This window comes from Clostridium sp. SM-530-WT-3G (assembly GCF_012843905.1).
GTDB lineage: Bacteria > Bacillota > Clostridia > Clostridiales > Clostridiaceae > Clostridium.
Window position 1 is genome coordinate 51,169 of sequence record NZ_JABAGC010000010.1, and the last position, 25,273, is coordinate 76,441.

20 protein-coding genes, 7 tRNA genes and 1 riboswitch are annotated in these 25,273 nt (G+C 29.6%); of the genes, 25 read left to right on the top strand and 2 right to left on the bottom strand.

Annotation, left to right across the window (positions count from 1 at the left end; all coding sequences use genetic code 11):
• Position 1: 1 nt before the first annotated feature.
• The 11 genes from HF850_RS05925 (at position 2) to mreB (ending at position 11,036) form a co-directional block, all read left to right on the top strand.
• Positions 2-541 carry a F0F1 ATP synthase subunit delta gene (locus HF850_RS05925; RefSeq protein WP_169104555.1) on the top strand — a complete coding sequence of 180 codons (540 nt, stop codon included), beginning with the start codon at positions 2-4 and terminating at the stop codon, positions 539-541.
• A gap of 10 nt (positions 542-551) precedes the next feature.
• Positions 552-2,066 carry a F0F1 ATP synthase subunit alpha gene (gene atpA / locus HF850_RS05930; RefSeq protein WP_169104556.1) on the top strand — a complete coding sequence of 505 codons (1,515 nt, stop codon included), beginning with the start codon at positions 552-554 and terminating at the stop codon, positions 2,064-2,066.
• Positions 2,067-2,276: 210 nt separating this feature from the next.
• Positions 2,277-3,125: an ATP synthase F1 subunit gamma gene (gene atpG, locus HF850_RS05935; RefSeq protein WP_169104557.1), complete on the top strand. Its 849-nt coding sequence runs from the start codon at positions 2,277-2,279 to the stop codon at positions 3,123-3,125.
• A gap of 16 nt (positions 3,126-3,141) precedes the next feature.
• Complete coding sequence (gene atpD / locus HF850_RS05940) at positions 3,142-4,533, top strand: F0F1 ATP synthase subunit beta (protein ID WP_169104558.1); 1,392 nt, start codon at positions 3,142-3,144, stop codon at positions 4,531-4,533.
• Between the two features lie 14 nt (positions 4,534-4,547).
• The gene (atpC, locus tag HF850_RS05945; protein ID WP_169104559.1) at positions 4,548-4,946 is read left to right on the top strand and encodes an ATP synthase F1 subunit epsilon; all 399 of its coding nucleotides are present in this window, start codon (positions 4,548-4,550) and stop codon (positions 4,944-4,946) included.
• A 416-nt stretch (positions 4,947-5,362) separates the two neighbouring features.
• Positions 5,363-6,010 (top strand): hypothetical protein, encoded by a 648-nt coding sequence (locus HF850_RS05950; RefSeq protein WP_169104560.1) that lies wholly within the window; start codon positions 5,363-5,365, stop codon positions 6,008-6,010.
• A gap of 21 nt (positions 6,011-6,031) precedes the next feature.
• Entirely contained in the window at positions 6,032-7,294 is a 1,263-nt protein-coding gene (gene murA, locus HF850_RS05955; RefSeq protein ID WP_169104561.1) for a UDP-N-acetylglucosamine 1-carboxyvinyltransferase, read from the top strand.
• A gap of 152 nt (positions 7,295-7,446) precedes the next feature.
• Entirely contained in the window at positions 7,447-8,493 is a 1,047-nt protein-coding gene (gene spoIID / locus HF850_RS05960; RefSeq protein WP_243159413.1) for a stage II sporulation protein D, read from the top strand.
• A gap of 247 nt (positions 8,494-8,740) precedes the next feature.
• Positions 8,741-9,481 carry a M23 family metallopeptidase gene (locus HF850_RS05965; RefSeq protein ID WP_169104563.1) on the top strand — a complete coding sequence of 247 codons (741 nt, stop codon included), beginning with the start codon at positions 8,741-8,743 and terminating at the stop codon, positions 9,479-9,481.
• A gap of 187 nt (positions 9,482-9,668) precedes the next feature.
• Positions 9,669-9,923, top strand: coding sequence for a sporulation transcriptional regulator SpoIIID (gene spoIIID, locus HF850_RS05970; RefSeq protein WP_169104564.1), 255 nt, complete (start codon positions 9,669-9,671; stop codon positions 9,921-9,923).
• 78 nt (positions 9,924-10,001) lie between these two features.
• Positions 10,002-11,036, top strand: a complete 1,035-nt coding sequence (gene mreB / locus HF850_RS05975; RefSeq protein ID WP_169104565.1) for a rod shape-determining protein MreB — start codon at positions 10,002-10,004, stop codon at positions 11,034-11,036.
• A gap of 18 nt (positions 11,037-11,054) precedes the next feature.
• On the opposite strand, the gene yyaC is transcribed toward mreB, so the two are convergent.
• A complete protein-coding gene (gene yyaC, locus HF850_RS05980; RefSeq protein WP_169104566.1) occupies positions 11,055-11,624 on the bottom strand; it encodes a spore protease YyaC in 570 nt (189 codons plus the stop codon).
• A gap of 333 nt (positions 11,625-11,957) precedes the next feature.
• On the opposite strand from yyaC, the gene HF850_RS05985 reads away from it, so the two are divergent.
• The 14 genes from HF850_RS05985 (at position 11,958) to prfB (ending at position 23,782) form a co-directional block, all read left to right on the top strand.
• Positions 11,958-12,042 (top strand) — tRNA-Tyr (locus HF850_RS05985).
• A gap of 6 nt (positions 12,043-12,048) precedes the next feature.
• Positions 12,049-12,124, top strand: a tRNA-Val gene (locus tag HF850_RS05990).
• Positions 12,125-12,183: 59 nt separating this feature from the next.
• Positions 12,184-12,258, top strand: a tRNA-Thr gene (locus HF850_RS05995).
• A gap of 32 nt (positions 12,259-12,290) precedes the next feature.
• Positions 12,291-12,375: transfer RNA gene (locus tag HF850_RS06000), tRNA-Tyr, on the top strand.
• 6 nt (positions 12,376-12,381) lie between these two features.
• Positions 12,382-12,457 (top strand) — tRNA-Val (locus HF850_RS06005).
• A gap of 59 nt (positions 12,458-12,516) precedes the next feature.
• Positions 12,517-12,591, top strand: a tRNA-Thr gene (locus HF850_RS06010).
• A 32-nt stretch (positions 12,592-12,623) separates the two neighbouring features.
• Positions 12,624-12,708 (top strand) — tRNA-Tyr (locus tag HF850_RS06015).
• Between the two features lie 130 nt (positions 12,709-12,838).
• Positions 12,839-12,938: riboswitch (SAM riboswitch) on the top strand.
• 106 nt (positions 12,939-13,044) lie between these two features.
• Positions 13,045-14,220 carry a methionine adenosyltransferase gene (gene metK / locus HF850_RS06020; protein ID WP_169104567.1) on the top strand — a complete coding sequence of 392 codons (1,176 nt, stop codon included), beginning with the start codon at positions 13,045-13,047 and terminating at the stop codon, positions 14,218-14,220.
• Between the two features lie 286 nt (positions 14,221-14,506).
• Positions 14,507-16,822 carry an ATP-dependent RecD-like DNA helicase gene (locus tag HF850_RS06025; RefSeq protein WP_169104568.1) on the top strand — a complete coding sequence of 772 codons (2,316 nt, stop codon included), beginning with the start codon at positions 14,507-14,509 and terminating at the stop codon, positions 16,820-16,822.
• A 23-nt stretch (positions 16,823-16,845) separates the two neighbouring features.
• Complete coding sequence (locus tag HF850_RS06030) at positions 16,846-17,868, top strand: hypothetical protein (protein ID WP_169104569.1); 1,023 nt, start codon at positions 16,846-16,848, stop codon at positions 17,866-17,868.
• Positions 17,835-18,512: a ComF family protein gene (locus tag HF850_RS06035; protein WP_169104570.1), complete on the top strand. Its 678-nt coding sequence runs from the start codon at positions 17,835-17,837 to the stop codon at positions 18,510-18,512. The genes HF850_RS06030 and HF850_RS06035 overlap by 34 nt, the downstream gene beginning before the upstream one ends.
• A gap of 415 nt (positions 18,513-18,927) precedes the next feature.
• Positions 18,928-19,455 (top strand): ribosome-associated translation inhibitor RaiA, encoded by a 528-nt coding sequence (gene raiA, locus HF850_RS06040; RefSeq protein ID WP_169104571.1) that lies wholly within the window; start codon positions 18,928-18,930, stop codon positions 19,453-19,455.
• 270 nt (positions 19,456-19,725) lie between these two features.
• Positions 19,726-22,392: a preprotein translocase subunit SecA gene (gene secA / locus HF850_RS06045; RefSeq protein ID WP_169104572.1), complete on the top strand. Its 2,667-nt coding sequence runs from the start codon at positions 19,726-19,728 to the stop codon at positions 22,390-22,392.
• Positions 22,393-22,683: 291 nt separating this feature from the next.
• Positions 22,684-23,782 (top strand): peptide chain release factor 2 gene (gene prfB / locus HF850_RS06050; protein ID WP_169104573.1). Its coding sequence is split into 2 segments (ribosomal slippage): positions 22,684-22,761 and positions 22,763-23,782, totalling 1,098 coding nucleotides; the frame shifts between segments, so codons are not numbered across the junction.
• 67 nt (positions 23,783-23,849) lie between these two features.
• Here the strand turns inward: prfB and HF850_RS06055 are convergent.
• Positions 23,850-25,226: a M28 family metallopeptidase gene (locus HF850_RS06055; RefSeq protein WP_243159414.1), complete on the bottom strand. Its 1,377-nt coding sequence runs from the start codon at positions 25,224-25,226 to the stop codon at positions 23,850-23,852.
• Positions 25,227-25,273 lie beyond the last annotated feature (47 nt).

The following is a 25,273-nucleotide window of genomic DNA, read 5'->3' on the forward strand; positions in this document are numbered from 1 at the left end:
TATGTATGAATATTTAGATAGACGTTATGCGTTAGCTCTTTATGAAGTTGCAGAAGAAAAAGGAAAAGTTGATGAGTATTTAAAAGACTTAAGAGAAATCTGTGACATTATAGATAATAACAAAGATTTCTATGAAGTAATAAAACATCCTCAAATTAATACAAGAAAGAAAAAAGAACTATTTATTAATGTTTTTAAAGGAAAAATTGATGAACAATTACTTTCATTTCTTCTTATATTAATTGAAAAAGACAGAATACTTTTTCTTAGAGAAAAACTTAACGAGATGGAGAAAATCAATCTCGAAAGAAAAAATACTGTATTAGGAACTATTAAAACAGCAGTTCCTCTTTTAGATAATGAATTAAAGCAATTAAAAGATATTTTTGAAAAGAAGTATAATAAACATATTATTTTTACTACTATAGTAGATAAAGGTGTTTTAGGCGGAGTTTATGTTAGAATTGGAAATGATGTTATAGATGATACTGTACTTTCAAAGATAAATGAAATGAAACATTTAATGCTTAAAGAGAAATAGAGGTGAATCCATGAATATTAAACCAGAAGAAATAACTTCTATTATAAAGAAAGAAATAGAAAAATACGAAAAACAGATTAAAACAGTAGATTCTGGGACTATAATCCAAGTTGGTGATGGAGTTGCAAGAGTTTATGGATTAGATGATTGTATGGAAGGTGAATTATTAGAATTCCCTAACGATGTTTATGCCATGGCAATGAATTTAGAACAAGACAATGTTGGATGCGTTCTTTTAGGATCAGAAGAAGGAATAAAAGAAGGAGACATTGTTAAGGGAACAGGAAAAATTGTTGAAGTTCCAGTAGGGGAAGCGTTATTAGGAAGAGTAGTTAATGCATTAGGTGAACCTATTGATGGTAAAGGACCTATATTAACTAAAGAAAGCAGACCTATCGAAGTTCCTGCTCCAAGTATAATTGACAGAAGTTCAGTTAATGAGCCATTACAAACTGGTATTAAAGCTATTGACTCTATGATTCCAATAGGAAGAGGTCAAAGAGAACTTATTATAGGAGACCGTCAAACAGGTAAAACTGCTTTAGCTATAGATACTATACTTAATCAAAAAGGGAAAGATGTTATTTGTATATATGTTGCTATAGGTCAAAAACAATCTACAGTAGCTCATATAGTTAATACTTTAACAGAAATGGAAGCAATGGACTATAGTATAGTTGTAAGTTCTACAGCAGCACAATCTGCACCTTTACAATATTTAGCGCCTTATGCTGGATGTAGTATTGGTGAATATTTCATGCATCAAGGAAAAGATGTATTAATTATATATGATGACCTTTCTAAGCATGCAGTAGCTTATAGAGCGATGTCATTATTACTTAAGAGACCACCAGGAAGAGAAGCTTATCCAGGGGATGTATTCTACATACATTCAAGATTACTAGAAAGAGCTGCTAAATTATCTCCTGAATTAGGTGGAGGATCGTTAACAGCACTTCCTATAATTGAAACACAAGCTGGAGATGTTACTGCGTACATACCAACAAACGTAATATCTATTACAGATGGACAAATATTCTTAGAAGCAGATTTATTCAATTCAGGACAAAGACCTGCTATAAATCCAGGAATATCAGTATCAAGAGTTGGTGGTAGTGCACAAATAAAAGCTATGAAGCAAGTAAGTGGTACGTTAAGACTTGAACTTGCTCAATATAGAGAACTTGAATCTTTTGCTCAGTTCGGATCAGACTTAGATAATGATTCAGCTAGAAGACTTGAAAAAGGTAAGAGATTAATGGAAATCTTAAAGCAGGATCAATATAAACCACTAGATGTTGAAAAACAAGTTGAAATTTTATATTTAACAGTTAATGACTTCTTATCAGACATCAAAGTTAGTGATATAAGAAAATTTGAAAGTGAATTCTATGAATTCATGGACACTCACTATAGAGAAGTGGGTAAAGCAATTCTTGAAGAAAAAACTTTAACAGATCAAATTAAAGCAAAGCTTGAAGAAGCAATTGTTGAATTTAAAAAGATATTTTTACAAGAAGTATAGCTTATATTGATTAGCAAATATTATATAAGCACTAATATATGTAGAAATCCAAATGGATTTCTACATTAATATTGAAAAGTGGATTCGAAATTAAATAAACGTTATTTAATGATGTATCTAAAGTAATTTATATAAAATCCCAAGATGGGATTTTATATTTAAGTTATGTTTATATATTAGTTGTTAATTATAATGTAGGAGGTGGAAATCATGGGCGCAGCTGGACTTATTGATATAAAAAGAAGAATTAAGTCAGTAGAAAGCACAAGAAAAATTACAAATGCCATGGGACTTGTTGCCACTTCTAAGTTAAGAAAATGTAGGAAAGAGTTAGAAGTAAATAAGAAGTTTGTTGCTTCTTTAAACTCTGTTATAAAAAGCCTTGGAAATTCACTTTTTGGTGAAAGTAATATTTATTTTTCAGGAAATAAAGGTCAAGGAAAATTATATATAGTTATCACATCAGAAACAGGTTTATGTGGAGGATTTAATGGTAACGTAGTATCTTACTTAGAACAAGTAATTGAAACTGATAGAAACAATAGCAAAATAATTATTGTTGGAAAAAGGGGAATAAGCTACATAAGAAAAACTGGACTTGATACAGTTGCTGAATATGTTGATATTTCAGATATACCAACAATAAAAGATGCAAATATTATTTTTGAAAAAGCTTTAAGTATGTATAAAAGCAGAGAAGTAGCAGAAGTAAATGTTGTATATTATGACTTTGTTTCGCCAGTTAAGCAAGAACCAAAATGTGTTAAGATTTTACCAATTGAAGAACGTAAAGAAGAATCAGAAATGTGTGTTGTAGAACCAAACGTTACTACAGTACTAAATGATGCTGTAAATATTTATTTAAAAGGTAAAATTAGAAATATTCTATTAAGCTCAAAGTGCAGTGAGCAAAGTTTAAGAATGACTGCAATGGATGGAGCTACAGAAAATGCTAATGACTTATTAGATAGCTTAAATCTTAAATTTAATAGAATAAGACAGACTATGATAACACAAGAAATTAGTGAAATTGTTGGAGGAGCAGAAGCTCAGAAATAGTTAAGGAGGTATCTTAATGCCTGGAAAAATGGGAAAAGTAGTTCAAGTAATTGGACCGGTAATAGATATAAAATTTGATTCTGATTCTCTTCCAAATTTATATGATGCAATTAATATAAATATGGGAGATCGTATATTAGTAGCTGAAGTTGAACAACACGTTGGAGACGATATAGTAAGAGCGATTGCAATGGAAGCTACAGAAGGTGTAAAAAGAGGAATGGAAGCTGAAGATTTAGGAAAGCCAATTTCTGTTCCTGTTGGAGATGAAGTTTTAGGAAGACTTTTCAATGTTTTAGGTCAGCCTATAGATAATTGTGGGGCTGTTAATGCAAAACAAGAATATCCAATACATAGACCAGCACCATCATTTGAAGAACAATCAGTTGAACCAGAAGTATTTGAAACTGGAATTAAGGTTATAGACTTACTTGCACCATACCAAAAAGGTGGTAAAATAGGTCTATTTGGAGGAGCAGGAGTTGGTAAAACAGTTCTAATTCAAGAATTAATTAATAATATAGCAAAACAACACGGTGGTTTATCAGTATTTACTGGAGTTGGTGAAAGATCAAGAGAAGGTAATGATTTATATCACGAAATGAGTGATTCTGGAGTTATTAGTAAGACTGCATTAGTGTTTGGACAAATGAATGAGCCACCAGGAGCAAGAATGAGAGTTGCATTAACTGGACTTACAATGGCTGAATACTTTAGAGATAAAGGGCAAGATGTACTTTTATTCATAGATAATATATTTAGATTTACTCAAGCAGGTTCAGAAGTATCTGCTTTACTTGGAAGAACTCCTTCAGCAGTTGGTTACCAACCAACACTTGCAACTGAAATGGGTGCTCTTCAAGAAAGAATTACTTCAACTGTTAATGGATCAATTACATCAGTTCAAGCGGTTTATGTACCTGCCGATGACTTAACTGACCCAGCACCAGCAACAACATTTACTCACTTAGATGCGACAACAGTTTTATCAAGAAGTATAGTTGAACTTGGAATATATCCAGCAGTAGATCCTCTAGAATCTACATCAAGAATGATGGATCCAAGAATAGTTGGTGAAGAACATTATAAAATAGCTTCTGGGGTTAAAAATGTTCTTGAAAAATACAAGGAATTACAAGATATAATAGCTATTTTAGGTATAGATGAATTAAGTGATGAAGATAAGGCTACAGTTGCAAGAGCAAGAAGAATTCAAAGATTCTTATCACAACCATTTACAGTTGGGGAACAATTTACAGGAATGCCAGGTAAGTATGTTCCTATTAAAGAAACTATAAGAGGATTTAAGGAAATACTTGAAGGAAAATATGATGATTTACCAGAATCAGCATTCTTATTTGCTGGAACTATAGATGATGTTGTAGAAAAAGCAAAAACTTTAGGGTAAGGGGATGTTAGATAATGGCTAATACTTTTGCACTAAGAATTGTAACACCAAGTCATGATGTTTATAATGGAGAAGTTGAAAAGATACTTTTAAAAAATGCAGATGGACAGTTTGAGATATTAGCACATCACGAAAGAATGATTACAAGTACTGTGCCTTATGTATCAACGTTTGTTGATTCAGATGGCAACAAGAAAGAAATATTTATTTCAACATCTGTTGTAAAAGTGAGTCCTGATGAAGTTGTAATATGCAGTGATGCTGCAGAATTTGCAGAAGATATAGACTTTAAAAGAGCTGAAGCTGCAAAAGAGAGAGCAGAAGAAAAAATGAAAGCTCAAGATAAATATGATAGAGATTTAGTTAAACTATCTTACCTTAGAGCTGTTGAAAGATTAAAATTAAAAAAATAGATTATACAGGTTTTTAATAAGATGTAATTTCATATAATGAAATTACATCTTATTTTTTTATATTTAAATCTAATAAAATACGTATATAAAATAATATGCTTTATGCATAGTTTATTAATAATCACAAAATAATAAATAATTTATATATTATAAATATAAATTATTTATTTATTAGAATAAAAAAATAGATTATGCCAATAATTTAAGAAAGATAAATGATTCTGTTAAGTTATTTGATTTAAAACTAATTTATATAGCTACTCACAATGATAGTAAGTATATTTTTATATGCTTTTATTATCTGATTTATAAAGGAATGGTTAGTTTTTGGACAATTCTATTATATTTTCTACAGTAGCGAAAAGTATATTATTCATATGACTTAACAGATCGGGTGATATTAAAGGGGGAGCACTATGAAGATAAGAATAATTATAGTGATTTTAATATTAATATCTTTTTTGAATATTGGAGCATTTTCAGGAAATTTTGTGAATGAATATTCTTTTGATGAATTAGAAACTGAATGTTTGAGTAAGAGTGAATTTGTAGAAAATGGTGTTAAAATTCAATATAAAACAAAAACAGATAAAGATACAGAGAAAAATAAGATTATTAATTACTTCAAAACAATTAAATTAAATCAAAACAATATAAATGCACTAAATTTTGTTAACAACACATTAAATGTAGAAACTAACATATGGGATGATGATTTATACACTTATGTTAATGTTACCTTATTAAATACAGATGTATTTTATAAGACTCTGGAGCTACAAAATATTGTTGGAGAATTGATAGATGAAAATTCAGAAGAAGTACAGTGTTTTTGTTATTATAAGGGAAGAATAAATTATACCAATAACCTTAGTAATACAGAAATATTAGAAGAGATAATGAGTGAATCAATATTAAATAAAGCAGATATATTGGAAGTTAATAACGGATATACAGGCAATATTATTCTAAAAAGCAGTGAGAAAATTAATTTTGCTGTAAGTAGATATAATACAGGAACATATTTTATAATAGGAACTCCCATAATATTTGCAGCTTATTAACAATTCAATTTGGAGGATAATATGGAGAAAATAGTAGTCAAGGGTATTAATGAACTTAAGGGTGAAGTTAATATAAGTTCAGCAAAAAATTCAATCTTACCTATTATTGCAGCAACTATACTGTGTCCAGAACGTATAGTTATTGATAACACACCTTTACTAGAGGATGTTGAAGTTATTTGTAAATTATTAAGTGAATTAGATTGTGACGTAAATATTTTGGGTATTACTAATAAATTAATAATAAATACAAAAAATATAAGTGGAATAGATGTAAATGAAGAATTAATTAGAAAGATGAGAGCATCCTTTTTAATTATGGGCCCTATGCTTTCAAGATTTGGATACTGTAAATTGTCAATGCCAGGTGGATGTAATATTGGAAGTAGACCTATAGACTTACACTTAAAGGGCTTTAAGCTATTAGGTGCAGATATAATAATGGGGCATGGCTATGTAGAAGTTAGAGCAAAAAAATTAAAAGGAAATAGAATATATTTAGACTTTCCGTCTGTTGGAGCTACAGAAAATATTATGATGGCAGCTGTTTTAGCAGAAGGAACAACAATTATTGAAAATGCAGCAGAAGAACCTGAAATCTGGGACTTAGCTCAATTTTTGAATAAAATGGGGGCAGATATAGAAGGCGCAGGTTTAGGGAAAATTGAAATACATGGAGTTAAGACGTTAAAAGGAGTCGAGTATTGCCCTATATATGATAGGATAGAGGCTGGAACATTTATGATTGCAGCGGCGATAACAAATAGCAAGATAAAAATAAATGGAGTAAATGAGGAACACTTGCGTCCTGTAATAGAAAAGCTTAAGGAAGGTGGGGTTGTTTTTAGTAATTATAAAAATAACTCAATTGAAGTAGATGGAACTCATGAAAAATATCCTTTGGATATAAAGACACTTCCATATCCGGGATTTCCAACAGATATGCAGGCGCAAATGATGAGTTTATTATCAGTTGTAAATGGGGTAAGTGTTATTACAGAGACTGTTTTTGAAAATAGATTTATGCATGTATCAGAGCTTCAAAGAATGGGAGCAAATATAAAAATTGATGGAAGAACTGCAATAGTTGAAGGAGTAAATAAGTTGACAGGATGTGCAGTTAAAGCAACAGATTTAAGAGCTGGAGCTGCTATGATTTTAAGTGGATTGGTAGCTGATGGAATTACAGAAATAAGTGACATATATCATATTGATAGAGGATATGTAAATATTGAAGAAAAGTTTAGGAAATTAGGTGCAGACATATATAGAGTAAATTATTAAATTATATGTTGATTGGTCTTTGTATAGTTTATTGAGAAATATATTATACAAAGGGTGATCAGCATTTTTTTTTGTTAATTAGTTAACATAACAATCATAATAATTTTTACCAAAACATATATTTTAAAGTGCATATTTTGGGAGGAATGGTTATGAAGAAAATAAAGCTTAAAATTAATGCGGATATATTAAATATTGTAGTAGTGACCGTAGTAATAGTTTTAATATTATGTATTTTACCAATATTATTTCTTGATAATAGTAATAAAATAAATATATTTAATATTCAGTTAGATGATATTAAAAAGTCAGAAGATAAAAATATAGAGTTCCCTAGTGATGGAAAAGTGAAAGTTTATATTAAAGAAGAAAACAAAGTTATAGAGCTAGATTTAGAAGATTATATTACTGGAGTTGTCGCAAGTGAAATGCCTGCTAATTTTAATGAAGAGGCTTTAAAGGCACAGGCTATTGCAGCAAGGACATATTATATGAATAAAAGAAAGAAACCTTGTAAGGATTCAGAAGCAAATGGAGCCGAAATTTGTGATACGACTAATTGCCAGGTATATATGAATAAAGAAAAAAGATTAAAATTATGGAGTAGTAGTAAAGGTGAAGAAAATTGGAGTAAGATAAAAAATGCAGTTGATTGTACAAGGGGACAGATAATGACTTATGATGGATATGTATTAGAGTATCCTCAATTTTTTTCTACTAGTTCAGGTAAAACAGAGGATGCAAAAGATGTTTTTTCAGTTGATGTTCCCTATTTGAAATCTGAAGAAAGCCAAGGAGAAGAAATTGCTCCTAAATATGAAAGTACATGTGAATTTTCTATTGATGATTTTGTGAAAAAAGTAAATTCTAGTTATATTGATGCGAATTTAACAAAGAGTAATCTGCCAGCAATGGTATCGATAAAATCTTATACAGAAGGTGGGAGTGTAAAGGAAATACAGATTGGAGAAATATTAATTAAAGGTACTGATTTTAGAAAAATATTTGGACTTAATTCAAGTAATTTTAATATTCAATTTACAAATAACCAAGTGATAATTAAGTGTAGGGGATATGGTCATGGAGTAGGAATGAGCCAATGGGGAGCCAATGTCATGGCTAAGAATGGTTTTTCTTATGAGCAAATATTAAAGCATTATTATAGGGGGATTGAGATTGAATCAATTAAGTATATTTAGAAATAAAATTTTTAAGTGAATTTTATAAAGATTTCAAAAAAGAGTAGATTTAGTCTGCTCTTTTTTTTGTATAAAAAATGAAAAATATTTAAATTTATGTTTAGAAAAAAATAAAGTGGACATAATTTATTGTAATGGTAATTAATAATTTAAATTATTAATATTTTTTGTGTTAAATGAAAAATAAACCATATTTTATGTATTAAATTTTTAAAAAAGGAAATAATGAGGAGAGGAGGTGTTCTTAATGGACAAAAATTTTAAAGATAAATTTAAAAATTTGTTGAGGAAGGAGGGGTTCTATATAGCTCTATTCCTATGTCTTTGTGTGATTGTTGGTGTAGGAGCTTTTTCTTATAAACAATTCAATAAGCAGAATGAAATTAATGAAACAGAAGATGTAAATAAGGATGTTTCATATAATTCTAATAAAGATTCTGAATCTGTAACAAATGAAATGCAGAATGCTGAAAGAGTTGAAAACAATACTTCTAGCAAGAATAAAGAAAATAAATTAAAGAATAATAATTCGGAAAAATCTGCAGCAGTCGCTAATACAGCTACAGTTAAGTTTGTAAAACCATTAGATGGAGTAGAGAGCAGAACTTATACTTATCCTATACCAGTAAAGATGGGAGAAAATAGCTATAGAACAATAAAAGGAATTAATCTTAGTGCACCTATTAATACTGAAGTAAAAGCGGCAGCAGATGGAATCGTTGAATTAGTTGAAAATTCAGGAGTAGAGGAAGGTGTCATTGTTCAAATTAAACATGCAAATGGTATGAAAACAAGATATGGAAATCTAAATCCAGAAGTATTAGTTAAACAAGGAGATAAGGTTACATCTAATCAAGTTATAGGAAAAGTTGGGGAAACTGCAAAAGTTTTTAGTAAAGATATGTTTGGTGAATTTTTAAATTTACAGATAATAAATTCTAAGGGAGAACAAGTAAATCCAGAAAAATATTTAGATTTAAAAAAATAATTGATTCATATATTTCATATTGATAATAATTTAAATTAATAATATATTAAGAGTAAATCGATATGAAATATATGTACCATAATAATTTAAATAAACAATTTTATTGAAGTTAATAAAAAATTTCTTGTTGATTTATTTTAAAAAAAATATATATAAGTATTTATTGTATGCATAGGAGGTGTAAACTTTGAAAGATTATATTGAAGAAAGAGTATTAGATGTTGCTAAATATATAATAGACTCAAAAGCAACAATAAGAAAAACTGCAAAGGTTTTTGGAGTTAGCAAAAGTACAATTCATAAGGATATGACTGAAAGACTTCCTAAAATAAATCCTGAAATTGCAGAAGAAACACATTCAATTTTAGAATTAAACAAGGCTGAACGCCATATAAGAGGTGGTAATGCTACTAAAATGAAGTACAAGGCTATTGAATCTTAGGTTAAATAAGACTATAATATATTGTTGGTAGAATTATGTAAAATCAAATATTAATATATATTATAGGAGTGAATTAATATGGGTTTTTGGAGAACAGGGACAGACCTTGCGATAGATTTAGGAACGGCAACAGTCTTAGTGTATGTTAAAGGAAAAGGAGTCATACTGAAAGAACCATCTGTTGTTGCTATTAATAGAAATAATAATAATTTATTAGCTATAGGTGAAGAAGCAAGGAAGATGATTGGAAGAACTCCTGGTAATATTGTTGCAGTACGACCACTAAGAGATGGAGTTATATCGGATTATGATATAACACAAAAAATGTTGAAGGAATTCATAAAAAAAGCTTGTGGAAAGAGAAATATAAGTGCACCTAATGTTATTGTTTGTGTTCCATCTCAAGCTACTGAGGTTGAAAAAAGAGCAGTTATGGATGCGGCTATTAATTCAGGTGCAAAGAGAGTACATTTAATAGAAGAACCTTTAGCAGCAGCTATAGGGGCTGGATTAGATATCACTAAACCAAATGGAGCTATGGTTGTAGATATTGGTGGTGGTACATGTGATATAGCTGTAATTTCTCTAGGTGGTGTTGTAAAAAGAGAATCTATAAAGATTGCAGGAGACAAGTTTGACGACGCTATTATAAAGTATGTAAGAAATGAATATAAACTTATGATAGGAGAAAAGACAGCAGAAGAATTAAAAATAAATATTGGATCTGCATGCAAGGATTTAAGAAATTTAACAAACATAATGAAGGGTAGAAACCTTATTACAGGGTTACCTGATGAAGTTGAGATTAATACTGAGCAAATTAGACTTGCAATACAAGAACCCGTACAAAATATTGTTTATACAGTTAAAAAAGTACTTGAAAAGACTCCACCAGAATTGGCTTCTGATATTATGGAAAGAGGAATTGTAATGACTGGTGGTGGAGCATTGCTTCATGGATTAGATAAGCTTATTGAACTTGAGACAGGTGTATCTGTTAGAATAGCGGAAGATTCAGTTGAGTGTGTGGCTAAAGGAACAGGAGCTGTTCTTGGGTATATAGATAAACTTGATAGTGACGTTAATTCTCAGCAGATAGTATTGATAGAATAGTAAAAAGAACAATTTAGTTTAAACTAAATTGTTCTTTTTACTTTGAATAGATTGATTAATATTATTGTAATTTATATTATAAGCTTCAATTATAGCTTTAGATATTGTTTTTGCCATATTCATAATGAATGAAAGTCTGATACTACGTGAAAAAAAGAATTCTGAATTTTCGCTAGAATCAACTATTCCGATTATTGATGCAATACCAACTTCAGTTAAATCTTTACCTACTCCTTTTCCAGGGTGAATTGCATAATTACGTATGCGTATTTGTCCAATATCATCTTTATTACCTAAACAAGCATCTACACCAATTATATCGGCATTTGGATGTTTGGTATGTATTTCATCTAATTTCTTATCTAAATTAAGTGCGTGAATTGGAAAATTTAATGTTCCGTATACTGGTAAAGGAAAAGAGCTTTCAGTTAACAAAGAACCTACTAGTGGACCTAAGCAATCGCCAATACATTTATCAGTTCCTATACATACAATGATAGTATTATTGTTGAGATAATTATGAATATCTAAAGCCAAGCTATAAGAAGAAATGTTAGGATTATTATAATTAGTATCTGACTCGATCAAAGGACATACCCCCTTTATAAAATAAATATATGCGTTAGGGCATTAGGATATTATTAAAATAAAGAAAAATATTTATATTTTTCTTTATTTTAATAATTGTTTTTATGTTTTGAATTTGAAAATTTAGTAGAATACCCGTATTTTAATTATTTTATAAAAATATAAAATAGTTATGTCTTGTGTATTAAGATAGAGAAAAAAGAAGAAATAAATAGAATGAGAGGGGTAAACTTAAATAATGATTATATATTCGATTTGAAATAAAGTAACTTTAAATATATACTAACTATTGTTGAGCGGCGCTGATGAAGCAAAGCAAAAAATAAAAAGTTTGGAGGAATTCCCGAGAGGCCAAAGGGGGCAGACTGTAAATCTGTTACGTTTCGTTTCGATGGTTCGAATCCATCTTCCTCCACCAATTAACGGGCGCATAGCTCAGCTGGGAGAGCACCTGCCTTACAAGCAGGGGGTCACAGGTTCGAGCCCTGTTGTGCCCACCATTATAAAAATCCTTAAAAATAAATATGATATTATTTAATAGAAGTATAGTTCTTAATATGCTGGCATGGCTCAACGGTAGAGCAGCTGACTTGTAATCAGCAGGTTGTAGGTTCGATTCCTATTGCCAGCTCCATTTAATAAGTATATATTACTATTAAAAAATTTGGAGGAATTCCCGAGAGGCCAAAGGGGGCAGACTGTAAATCTGTTACGTTTCGTTTCGATGGTTCGAATCCATCTTCCTCCACCAATTAACGGGCGCATAGCTCAGCTGGGAGAGCACCTGCCTTACAAGCAGGGGGTCACAGGTTCGAGCCCTGTTGTGCCCACCATTATAAAAATCCTTAAAAATAAATATGATATTATTTAGTAGAAGTATAGTTCTTAATATGCTGGCATGGCTCAACGGTAGAGCAGCTGACTTGTAATCAGCAGGTTGTAGGTTCGATTCCTATTGCCAGCTCCATTTAATAAGTATATATTACTATTAAAGAATTTGGAGGAATTCCCGAGAGGCCAAAGGGGGCAGACTGTAAATCTGTTACGTTTCGTTTCGATGGTTCGAATCCATCTTCCTCCACCATCTGAAGAATAAACGTTAGTTTATTCTTTTTTTTGTAAAAAAAAATTAATACTATTTAATATTATTAAAAATATATTGACTCATATAATGTACATATGATAGAATACAATACGAAAATTAAATTATGTTACTCTTATCAAGAGAGGTGGAGGGAAAGGGCCCTGTGAAACCCGGCAACCTGTATATGCAAGGTGCCAATTCCTGTAGAGTTATTTTCTACGAGATAAGAAAAAGATTGTTGAATCTTACTCTTCTTATCGAAGAGTTTTTTTATTTCAAAAATTTATTATTAATATATATGATGTGATAAAGAGTAAGTTCGAAAGGAGAACAATTGTGAGAAGATTATTTACTTCAGAATCAGTAACAGAAGGGCATCCAGATAAGATGTGTGACCAAATTTCAGATAGCATTTTAGATGCAATTTTAGAAAAGGATCCTAATGCTAGAGTAGCATGTGAAACATGTACAACTACAGGATTAGTTATGGTTATGGGAGAAATATCAACTAACTGTTATGTTGATATTCCTAAAGTTGTTAGAGAAACAGTTAGAGAAATAGGATACGATAGAGCAAAATATGGCTTTGACTGTGACACTTGTACAGTAATGACTACTATTGATGAACAATCAGCTGATATAGCTATGGGTGTTGATGAAGCTCTTGAATCTAAAAAAGGTGAAAAAGATGATGTTGAAGCAATTGGTGCTGGAGACCAAGGTATGATGTTCGGATTTGCTACAAATGAAACAGAAGCATACATGCCATTACCAATCTATATGGCTCATAAATTATCTAGAAGATTAACAGAAGTAAGAAAGAACGGAACATTAAGCTACTTAAGACCAGATGGTAAAACACAAGTAACTGTAGAATATGAAGATGAAAAACCAAAAAGAATAGATACAATAGTAATCTCAACTCAACATGACGAACAAATTTCTTTAGAACAAATAGAAAAAGATTTAATAGAAAAAGTTATAAAAGAAGTTGTTCCAGCTGAATTATTAGATGAAAATACTAGATACTTCATAAATCCAACTGGAAGATTCGTTGTTGGAGGACCACAAGGGGATTCAGGATTAACTGGAAGAAAGATAATCGTTGATACTTATGGTGGATATGGAAGACACGGTGGTGGAGCTTTCTCTGGAAAAGATCCAACAAAGGTTGATAGATCAGCAGCATATGCAGCAAGATGGGTTGCTAAGAACTTAGTAGCTGCAGGAGTAGCAGAAAAGTTAGAAATTCAATTAGCATATGCTATAGGAGTTGCTAAGCCAGTATCAATAACTGTAGATACTTTTGGAACTGGTAAGATATCTGACCAAGAAATAGTTGAAATAGTAGAAAAAGTATTTGATTTAAGACCAGGTGCTATAATAAGAGACCTTGACTTAAGAAGACCTATATACAAGCAAACAGCTGCTTATGGTCATTTTGGAAGAAATGATCTTGACTTACCTTGGGAACAATTAAATAAGGTAGAAGAAATTAAAAAATATTTATAATATATAAATATAACAGATAAACAGCCATACTAATTAGTGTGACTGTTTATTTTTTTTATAGAAATAAATCACCAATGATTAATATTAAAATTCTAAATATAAAATATTATTGAAAGATAAAAAATCATATATGTTAAATAAAGGTAAGCAGACAATTTTGCAAGTATTCTTTATGATATAATAAAATATAACTATTCATAAAGATTAGATTGAGGTAAATTAGAGATTAAATACTTAAAATAAAGATAATAATATATTAAGTTATAAAAAGATTTGGAGAGATTCTATGGAAGTTCTAATTGGGTTTGTTGAAAGTATTGTGTTTAAAAGTGATGATACTGGATATGTAGTTTGTAAAATAAGAAATGAAAAAAAGTTAGTAAGTGCAGTTGGAACTGTACCATTTATTAAAGAAGGGCAGAATGTAAAGCTTAAGGGATACTGGACAGTTCATAAGCAGTTTGGAAACCAGTTCAATATACAAGAATATGAAGAAGTGCTTCCAGATTCATTAGATGGAATAGAAAAATATTTAAGTGCAGGTGTAATTCATGGTATTGGACCAGTTACAGCTAAAAAGATTATTGCCAAATTTGGCAACGAAACTTTAGATATAATGGAAAACCATATTGAAAGGCTTAAGGAGATTGAAGGGATAGGAGAGAAGAAATTTCAGATAATATATGAATCTTATATTGAGCAACAGGGACTTAAAGATGTTGTATTATATTTTCATAAGCACGGGGTGACTAATAATCAGTGTATAAAAATATACAAAAAGTTTGGACCAAATGCAAAGCAGATTGTATCAGCAAATCCTTATATTCTATGTGAAGAAATATCAGGAATAGGATTTAAAACTGCAGATAGGATTGCAATGAGTATAGGAATTAAAAATGATTCAGACTTTAGAATTCAAAGTGGAATAAAGTATGTAATGAATCAATTCTGTGCAGCAGGAAGTACATATATGCTCAAGGAAGATATAATTAAGGAATGTGAAAAGAATTTACTTGTTTCTAAAGAACTTATAGAAAAAAATCTTTATGATATGGCTGCATCTCAAAAAATAGTACTAGAAAAGGTTGATGGAAAAGAAGCAGGATTTCTTCTTCCATATTATTATTGTGAACTTGGAGTAACAAGCAAGATTATCACACTTGGTCTTCAGCAGATTCAAACTATAAATACAGATATAGATTTTGAAATTGATGTATTTGAAAAAGAGCAGAAGATAAATTTTGCAGAATCGCAAAGAGAGGCAATTCGAGGAGCGTTTAATAATGGTATTGAAATAATAACAGGAGGTCCAGGTACTGGTAAGACTACTATAATAAAAGCTATAATTCATATATATGAAAATAATGGAATGAAGGTTATCTTAGGTGCACCAACAGGAAGAGCAGCCAAAAGAATGACAGAATCTACGGGGAGAGAAGCTAAAACTATACATAGATTATTAGAAATGGGAGTATCAGATGATGAAGGAGATGAATCAGTATTTGCAAAGGGAGAAGGATCTCCTTTAGATTGTGATGTTATTATTATAGATGAGGCATCTATGATAGATATAATGCTTATGCATAACCTTCTTAAGGCTATTAATCTAGGAACTAGGTTAATTATTGTTGGCGATGTTGACCAGCTTCCATCAGTAGGACCTGGAAATGTTCTTAGAGACTTAATTGAAAGTGAATATATTAAAGTTGTAAGGCTTAAAGAAATATTTAGACAGGGAACAGAGAGTCTGATTGTTGTAAATGCCCATAGAATTAATGAGGGACAAATGCCACTATTAAACCAAAAGGATAAAGATTTCTTCTTTATAAATGGTGATAGTCAGGAAAAGATAGTTGATACTATAAAAGATTTAATATATAGACGACTTCCAAAGTTTAATACATCATGGGATAAATTAAGAGATATGCAGGTTCTTACTCCAATGAGAAAAGGTACTCTTGGGGTGAATAATCTTAATATATGCCTTCAAGAAATGTTTAATCCTAAGAACAAGGATAAGAAGGAAAAAGAACTTAAAGATATCACCTTTAGAGAAGGTGATAAAGTAATGCAGACTAAAAATAATTATACATTGAAATGGTTCAGAGTAGGTGGAATTGGTGAGCAAGAGGGTGTAGGAGTATTTAATGGAGATTTAGGATTTATAGAAAGCATAGATGAAGAAAAAAAGTGTATGACTATAATTTTTGATGACGAAAGAAAAGTTTTATATGACTTTAATTTTTTAGATGAGCTAGATTTGGCATATGCTACAACAATACATAAAAGTCAGGGAAGCGAATTTAAAGTAGTAATAATTCCTGTATTTATGGGATCTCCATTTTTAATGAACCGTAATCTGCTTTATACAGGAATTACAAGGGCAAAACAACTTGTTGTAGTTGTGGGATTCCAAAAAGCATTGATGTATATGATAAATAATACTAATAGCATGGAGAGAAACTCGGCATTAAAATATAGGATAAGAGATATAATAAGTCAGGATGAAATTGAATATGATGATTCTTTAAAAAATGAAGAGATGGATAAAGAGTTTTTAAAGGGACTTGAAGAATTTAATGCAGATAACGATAAGTTTTAATAGATTATAAGGGGGCATAATTTATGGCTAATGTATGCAAAGTAAGTAAAGAAGATCTTAAATATGCAGTTGAAAAAATAGATTACTGGTATAAGAAAAATATTAAGAATCTGACTATTATTACAGTCCCATTTAATACTTCATGTATATTTGCCAATATTATAGACAGTTTATCAAAAAATAAAGGCAGAATTCTTTATGTTTGGGGAAAGAACAATGAAAATAGAGAACTTATAACCGCTATAAGAGAATTAAATTCAGAAATAACGCATTCATATATTGAAAAAGATACATCAAAATATCAATTGTCATTTGTAAAGTATAAAAAATTATATAGTATAAAAGAAAAATATGATCTTGTTATTTTTGATGATATTACTTATTTTTCGCATTTAAATACATTGCAGTTACGAGAGTATTTAGAGATGTGCAATATGATTGGAAAAAGAGTTATTTTATATAGTATAGAAAAGATAGCATTAATTGGTGAGAAAATTGAACTTGCTGCATATAACTATAAACTTCCTTTTGCAGAGCCAAGAATTTTGAACACAAGAATAGATTTAAATAATGATATACCATATAGTGTTTATGATTATTTAAAATGGTTTAGAGATAATAACAATAAAGTAGCAATTTATGTACCGAATGAAGAGAAGGTTAAGATAACTTTTGATTACTTTGAAAATAAATTAAAACTTCCAAATGTAAAAATATTAAAGGTACTAAGTAAAGATGAAATGAAAAGGTGCAATCGTGTATCAAAATATAAAGATAAGGCAATATTTATAATAACAAATAGATTTGAGGAGTTAATGGAATCTTGCTATATAGATAATATCGTAGTTTTATTTTCTGATGATAGTAAATTCAATTATAAAAGTATTTTGTATATATGTGGTCAGATAAGAAATATAAATTTTAATTCTCCAGAAATTCTTTTAGTATCTAATAATATATCAGGAGATATGGATAAAGCTAAAGATATGGCAAGAGAATTTAATAAAAAGGTATGGGAAAAAAATCTACTTACATTAAAAAAGTAATTATTAGTTTATGGTACGGGTTTCTTGAAATAATATATCCTATAGAATCATACTGTATAATATGTGGTAAAGAAGGATACAATGGAATATGTGATTACTGCATTTCTAAAATAAAACAAATAGAGTATATTATTCCGGGTGAAGATAAGATGATTATAAATAGCTATGGTCATTATGGTGGTGTTCTGAAAAAACTTATTCTAAGATTAAAGTATTACAATGATTTTACAGCAGGAGATATATTAGCAGAATTACTTGAAAAATATATTAGAGAAAATATTGATTATAGTGAATATGTTATTTCTTATATACCAATGTCAAAGAAATCAAAGAAAAAGAGAGGGTTTAATCAGTGCGAGTATATTGCTAACAAAGTAGCATATAGTTTATCAATTAGAAATGTATCAATTTTATATAAGTGTAAAGAAACTAAGGAACAGAAACGTCTTTTGAGGCAGGAGAGATTTGAAAATATAAAAAATGCTTTTGGCATATATGAAGAAAAAATAAAAAAAATAGAAAATGTAATATTAATAGATGATGTTACAACTACTGGTGCAACAATGATTGAAGCATTTAAAATATTAAAAAAGTATGGTATAAAACAAATAAAACTATTGACCTTAGCCAAAAGTCATATATAATATTAATGTAAAGCTAGGTCTGTGGTTGAAAGTCGAAGCTAGTCGCAGGCAAAACGATCCACGTAATCTAGATAAAATGTCTAGGGAGCATGGTGCGGTATAGAAGTAAGTCCTGCCAGTTAAAGCTGAGAGGGTTAGTAGTGAGGAATTAATTTTTAGTAGCAAAAGCTCCAGCAGGCGAGTGTGGGGTCAAAAACCAGGTCAGCTAGCTTTACATTTATTTAAATATATAAAGTTATTAGAAAATAATATGAAAGATATAAAATTTGCGTAAAGCAAATTTTTTTTATAGGGTAAATTTTCAGAATTTACAGAAAACTATCTTGTTAATTTCATTATGAAGTGCTAAAATATAGTTAACTTAAATAAAAAAAGCTTAATAAAAACTTTTTCATATAGAGAGGGGCTGGATAGAATGAAAGTAACAGTTGTAGCAAAAAATATTGAACTAACAAATGCGTTAAAGGAAATTGTCGAAAAGAAGATACGCAAATTAGAGAAATATTTTGAGGGAGATATAAATGCTAGAGCAACACTTAGTGTTCAAAAAAGTAGACATACTATTGAAGTAACAATACCTTTCAATGGAGTTATATTAAGAGGAGAAGAGTCAACTGATGATATGTATAAATCATTAGATCTTGTTATAGATAAATTAGAAAGACAAATAAGAAAACAAAAAACAAGATTATCAAGAAGAAATGGTGGATCAGTAAGATTTGCAGAAGTTGCAGATGATGATTTTAACGTTTCTGATGATGGCACACTAGTAAAAGTTAAAAAATTTGGAGTTAAGCCAATGAATTCAGAAGAGGCGATACTTCAAATGGATTTATTAGGACATAATTTTTTTGTTTATCAAGATGCTGATAGCAGTAAGGTAAATGTAGTTTATAAAAGAAAAGATGGAAATTATGGTTTGTTAGAACCAGAATTTATATAATAAAAATCCCCACCAATGAAAGGTGGGGGTTTTTTGTTAGTTATAAAAATTTAAATATATTAGAAAATAATAAACTATTATATTGAGAATAATTATAATGATACATAAATATTAAATTTACATTAAAATATTGTGATTTCTATGGTGAATACCATAAAAATTCCGAGTTTTATTGAAAAACATGATGATAAAATGTTATAATTTAAAAATACGAAATTGAAAAAAATTAGAATTTTTAATATAGAAATATATTTTCGAAAGGATGACATTATGGGATTATTAGATGCCTTATTTGGAACATATAGTGAAAGAGAAGTAAAAAGACTTAGACCAATAATAGAAAAAATAAACTCATTAGATGAACAAATGCAGAAGTTATCGGATGAAGAACTTCAAGCTAAAACTCCAGAGTTTAAAGAGAGATTAAAAAATGGAGAAACTTTAGATGATATTTTACCAGAAGCCTTTGCAGTAGTAAGAGAAGCTTCATCAAGAGTTTTAGGTATGAAACACTATGATGAACAACTTATGGGTGGTATTGTACTTCACCAAGGAAGAATAGCCGAAATGAAAACAGGTGAAGGTAAAACATTAGTTGGAACATCACCAGCTTATTTAAATGGTTTAAGCGGAAATGGAGTTCATATAGTAACAGTTAATGACTATCTTGCAAAAAGAGATGCTGAGCAAATGTCAGAATTATATGGATTCTTAGGATTAACAACAGGAGTTATTGTACATGAATTAAATAATGAACAAAGAAGAGAAGCATATGCATGTGACATAACTTACGGAACAAATAATGAATTCGGATTCGACTACTTAAGAGATAACATGGTTATTTATAAAGAAGAAAGAGTTCAAAAGCCATTAAACTTTGCAGTTGTGGATGAAGTTGACTCAATATTAATTGATGAAGCTAGAACACCACTTATAATTTCAGGTCAAGGTGACAAATCAACTGAATTTTATAGAATTGCAGATCGTTTTGCTAAAAAGTTAGTTGCAGAGAAAGATTTTACAAAGGATGAAAAAGCAAATGCTATACTTTTAACAGATGAAGGTATAAAAAAGGCAGAAGCAACATTCAATGTAGATAACTATGCAGATGCTGAAAACTTAGAATTACAACACTATGTTACTCAAGCTTTAAAAGCTAACTTTGCTATGAAAAAAGATAAAGACTATATGGTTAAAGATGGAGAAGTTATCATAGTTGATGAATTTACAGGAAGACTTATGGAAGGTAGAAGATATTCAGATGGTCTTCACCAAGCGATAGAAGCTAAAGAGGGTGTTAAGATTGCTAGAGAATCTAAAACACTTGCAACTATTACATTCCAAAATTATTTCAGAATGTATAAAAAGTTATCAGGTATGACTGGTACTGCTTTAACAGAAGAAGGAGAATTCAGAGAAATATACGGTCTAGATGTTATTGTTATACCTACACATAGACCAATAGCAAGAAAAGATAACCCTGATTTAGTATTTAGCACAGAAATGGGTAAATTTAAAGCTGTAGCAGATGAGGTTGCAAAAGCTTATGAAAAACGTCAACCAGTACTTGTTGGTACTGTAAGTATTGAAAAATCAGAATTAGTTTCTAACTTATTAAAGAAAAGAGGAATTCCTCATAGAGTTTTAAATGCAAAATTCCACGAGCAAGAAGCTGAAATTATAAGTCATGCTGGTGAAGCAGGTAATGTAACTATAGCTACAAATATGGCTGGTAGAGGTACAGATATCAAGCTTGGCGAAGGTGTAAGAGAAAATGGTGGTCTTAAAATAATAGGTACTGAAAGACATGAATCAAGAAGAATAGATAATCAGCTTAGAGGACGTTCTGGTAGACAAGGAGACCCAGGTGAATCGACATTCTTTATTTCATTAGAAGATGATTTAATGAGAATTTTCGGTTCAGAAAAAATTCAAGGTGTAGTAGAAAAATTAGGACTTAAGGAAGACGAAGCTATTGAAAGTAAAATGGTTTCAAAAGCTATTGAAAATGCTCAAAAGAAAGTTGAAGGAAACAACTTTGATATTAGAAAAACTTTACTTGGATACGATGATGTTATGAATATTCAAAGAGAAGTAATCTACAAACAAAGAGCAGAAGTTCTTGAAGGTGAAGATGTTAAACAAGAAATCTTATCAATGGTTAGAGAAGTAATAGCTGATGCAGTTAATACTCATATAACTGGAGACAGTGATGATTACAGAGAAGAATTCTTACACTTAATGGTTTACTTACAAGATTTATGTTTACCACCTAACAAAGTTAATTTACCAGCTCTTGAAAACATGTCAAATGAAGAAATTATAGATTATTTATATAATATAGCTGTTGAATTCTATAATGAAAAAGAAGCTGAATTTACACCTGAAAGATTAAGAGAAATAGAAAGAGTCGTACTTTTAAAAGCTGTTGATACTAATTGGATGAATCATATTGATGCTATGGATCACTTAAAGCAAGGTATCGGACTTCAAGCATTTAAACAAATTGATCCAGTTCAAGCATACCAAATGGAAGGTAGTGAAATGTTTGAACAAATGATTAAGGAAATAAAGAAAGAAACAGTAAGATTATTATTCCATGTTAAGGTTGAAAAAGCACCTGAAAGAGCTAGAGTAGCTCAAGAAACTGCTGCTATCCATCAAGAAGGCCCAGGAGCACCAGGACCAGGATCAAATCCACAGAATGGACCAGTAAGATTACCAAATATGCATAAATCAAATCTTCATCCAGGGCAAGATCCAAGACCAGGAAGTCCAATGATGAATAATGTTGTTCCATCAGGGCAAATGCCACCTGGTGAACAAGGATATACTCATCCATCACAAATGCCTGTGAGAAATGAAGATGGTCCAGGAAGAAATGACTTATGTCCATGTGGAAGTGGAAAGAAATATAAAAACTGCTGTGGAAAATAAGTTAAATTAACGTAGAACTAAGGATTTTAGATAAATTTCCAACAGAATATTAATTGTATGTTAAAAAATAAGAAATCTCCCTTAAGAGATTTCTTATTTTATTTAATTATATTTTTAAAATATGTGTCTAAAATGTATTGAATGTAATTAGAATTTGGAAATAGTAACGAATGATTACTTATTTAATTATGGTATAATATTTAATCATAAGAGATAATATTAATTATTCTATATTTGTCCAAAGACAGTTGAATTAATATGATACTGTGGACTTGAAAGAGGTGAAAATAGATGAATGTTAAATTAGAAAAAGAAATTTCTAAACTTTCTAGCATAAAAAAATCTATAGAGGAAATGGGGGCTTCACTTTGACAAACCTGCTTTAGAAAGAGAATTACATGAACTTGAATGTAAGATGCAGGAACCAGGTTTTTGGGATGATTCAAAGAAAGCTGAAGAGGTTACTAAAAAAAGTAAATCGATTAAAGATAAAATAGATAGATTTGATAAATTGAAGTCTCAATTAGAAGATGTTGAAGTTTTAAATGAGATGATGGAAGATGATGATGAAGAGTCAGCTAATGAAATAATAGATACTATAAAAAATATTGAAGCTGAAATAGAAGATTATAATATGAAAATTCTTTTAAATGGAGAATATGATAAGAATAATGCAATAGTTACTCTTCATGTTGGTGTAGGTGGTACAGATGCTAATGACTGGACAGAAATGTTGTTGAGAATGTATACAAGATGGTGTGAACAGCATGGATATTCTGTTGAGACAGTAGACCTTCTTCCAGGAGATGAAGCTGGGATAAAAAGTGTTACACTAAAGGTTAGTGGAGAATATGCATATGGATATCTTAAAGCAGAAAAAGGTATTCATAGATTAGTAAGAATATCACCATATAATGCAAATGGTAAGAGACAGACTTCATTTGCATCTATGGAAGTTTTACCTGAGCTTACAAAAGATCAGGATATAGAAATAAAGGCAGATGACTTAAAGATTGATACTTATAGATCTGGAGGAGCTGGTGGTCAGCATGTTAATAAGACAGATTCTGCAGTTAGAATTACTCATATTCCAACTGGAATAGTTGTTCAATGTCAAAATGAAAGAAGTCAGTTTGCTAATAGAGATACTGCAATGGAAATGCTTAAATCAAAATTAGTTGAATTGAAAGAAAGAGCACATAAAGAAAAAATTGAAGATTTAACTGGTGAACTTAAAGATATGGGATGGGGAAGCCAGATAAGATCATATGTATTCCATCCGTATAGTATGGTTAAGGATCATAGAACAAATGTAGAAACATCTAATGTAACAGCTGTTATGGATGGAGATATTGATATGTTTATAAATGCATATTTAAAACAACAATAAAAATAATTTATTATTAATCAGATAAAAATATTAAAGGCAAGAAGTATCTTAAGCATATGCGTTAAGTTTAAGATACTTCTTTATTATTTTTATCATATTTATAGTAGTGATATAAAATCATTATAATAAAACATATACATGATAATATAGGTATAAGTGGATTATATATAAGTAAAAAATATTTATCATAACAAGAGCTTAATATATTATTCATTACTAGTGTATAGACAGTATTTATAGATTCAGAATCAATATGTTCTATAGTATCATAAGGTGTATGAATTCTAGAGGTATCCGCATGACATATAGTAACAGCATTAATCCCAGCATTACAAAAGCTAGCATGATCACTTGAATCTTTTTCAGTAATAGAGTATTTTATTGATTTATCTATACATATTTTTTCAAGGGAATTTACAAGAGAATTATCTTTTGAATTTTTATTAGGATTTTTTCCAACCATAAGAGTCAAATCTGTTTTTGGAGCACCAATCATGTCAAAGTTAATAACATCAGCATTTTTTATTTGAGAGAAATGATTATATACAAAATTTTTTGACCCTATAAGACCAAATTCCTCTCCAGAGAATGATACAAATATAATAGTTCTTTTGGGTTTTATTATAGAAGATAAAGTTCTTAGCATTTCAAGCATAAAACTTGTACCAGAAGCATTATCAAGAGCACCATAATAACAATTATTTAAGTAATCTTTTCCCATATGGTCAAAGTGAGCTGATAAAATTAGAGGAGGAAGGGAGGGAGAAGTACCTTTTATATAACCAATAATATTATTAGAAGATTTTTCAGTTAGCGTATAAGGTAAATTAATGAAAAGAGTATAGCCGTTTCGTAAACCATTTAATATATCATTATATAGAGAGGGTGATATATCTATACAAAAGTCATATTTAGAAGAAGAATTAAAAGAACTCCTAAAACTGAAGTTATTATCATGACAATTTAAATTGAATAAGTATTTATGATTGTTTTGCGTTATTAATATAGAATTTATACTGGCACATATATCATCTGAATTTGAAAATTCAGCATTAGAAGTTCTAAAATTAGTTAAATCCTCCTTGTAATCAACTCCATATTTATATTCTTTTACTATTTTATTTTGATTTTTTAGTATTAATTTAGGTTTAGTATTGTTTAAAATAGGCGTAATCATATTAAAGGATTCTTTGTAATTATTATTTAATGAATTAATATTATAATTTCTATAATAATTTTCTATAAAATCAGAAGTTTTTTCACAACCATAAGAGCCTGTAAGTCTTCCTTCAAATTTATCAGAACTAAGATATTTTATATTATTCAAGACATTATCAGTACTGAATTTATGATATGTAACCTGAAGTACTAAGGAAGAAGTTAATATTGTTAAAAATATTAATAGAAACAGGCAGTAAAAAAATCTATTTAAGTTTTTCTTCATTAAATAATCCTCCAATAATTAGATTTATAATAAAGCTTATTATAAAT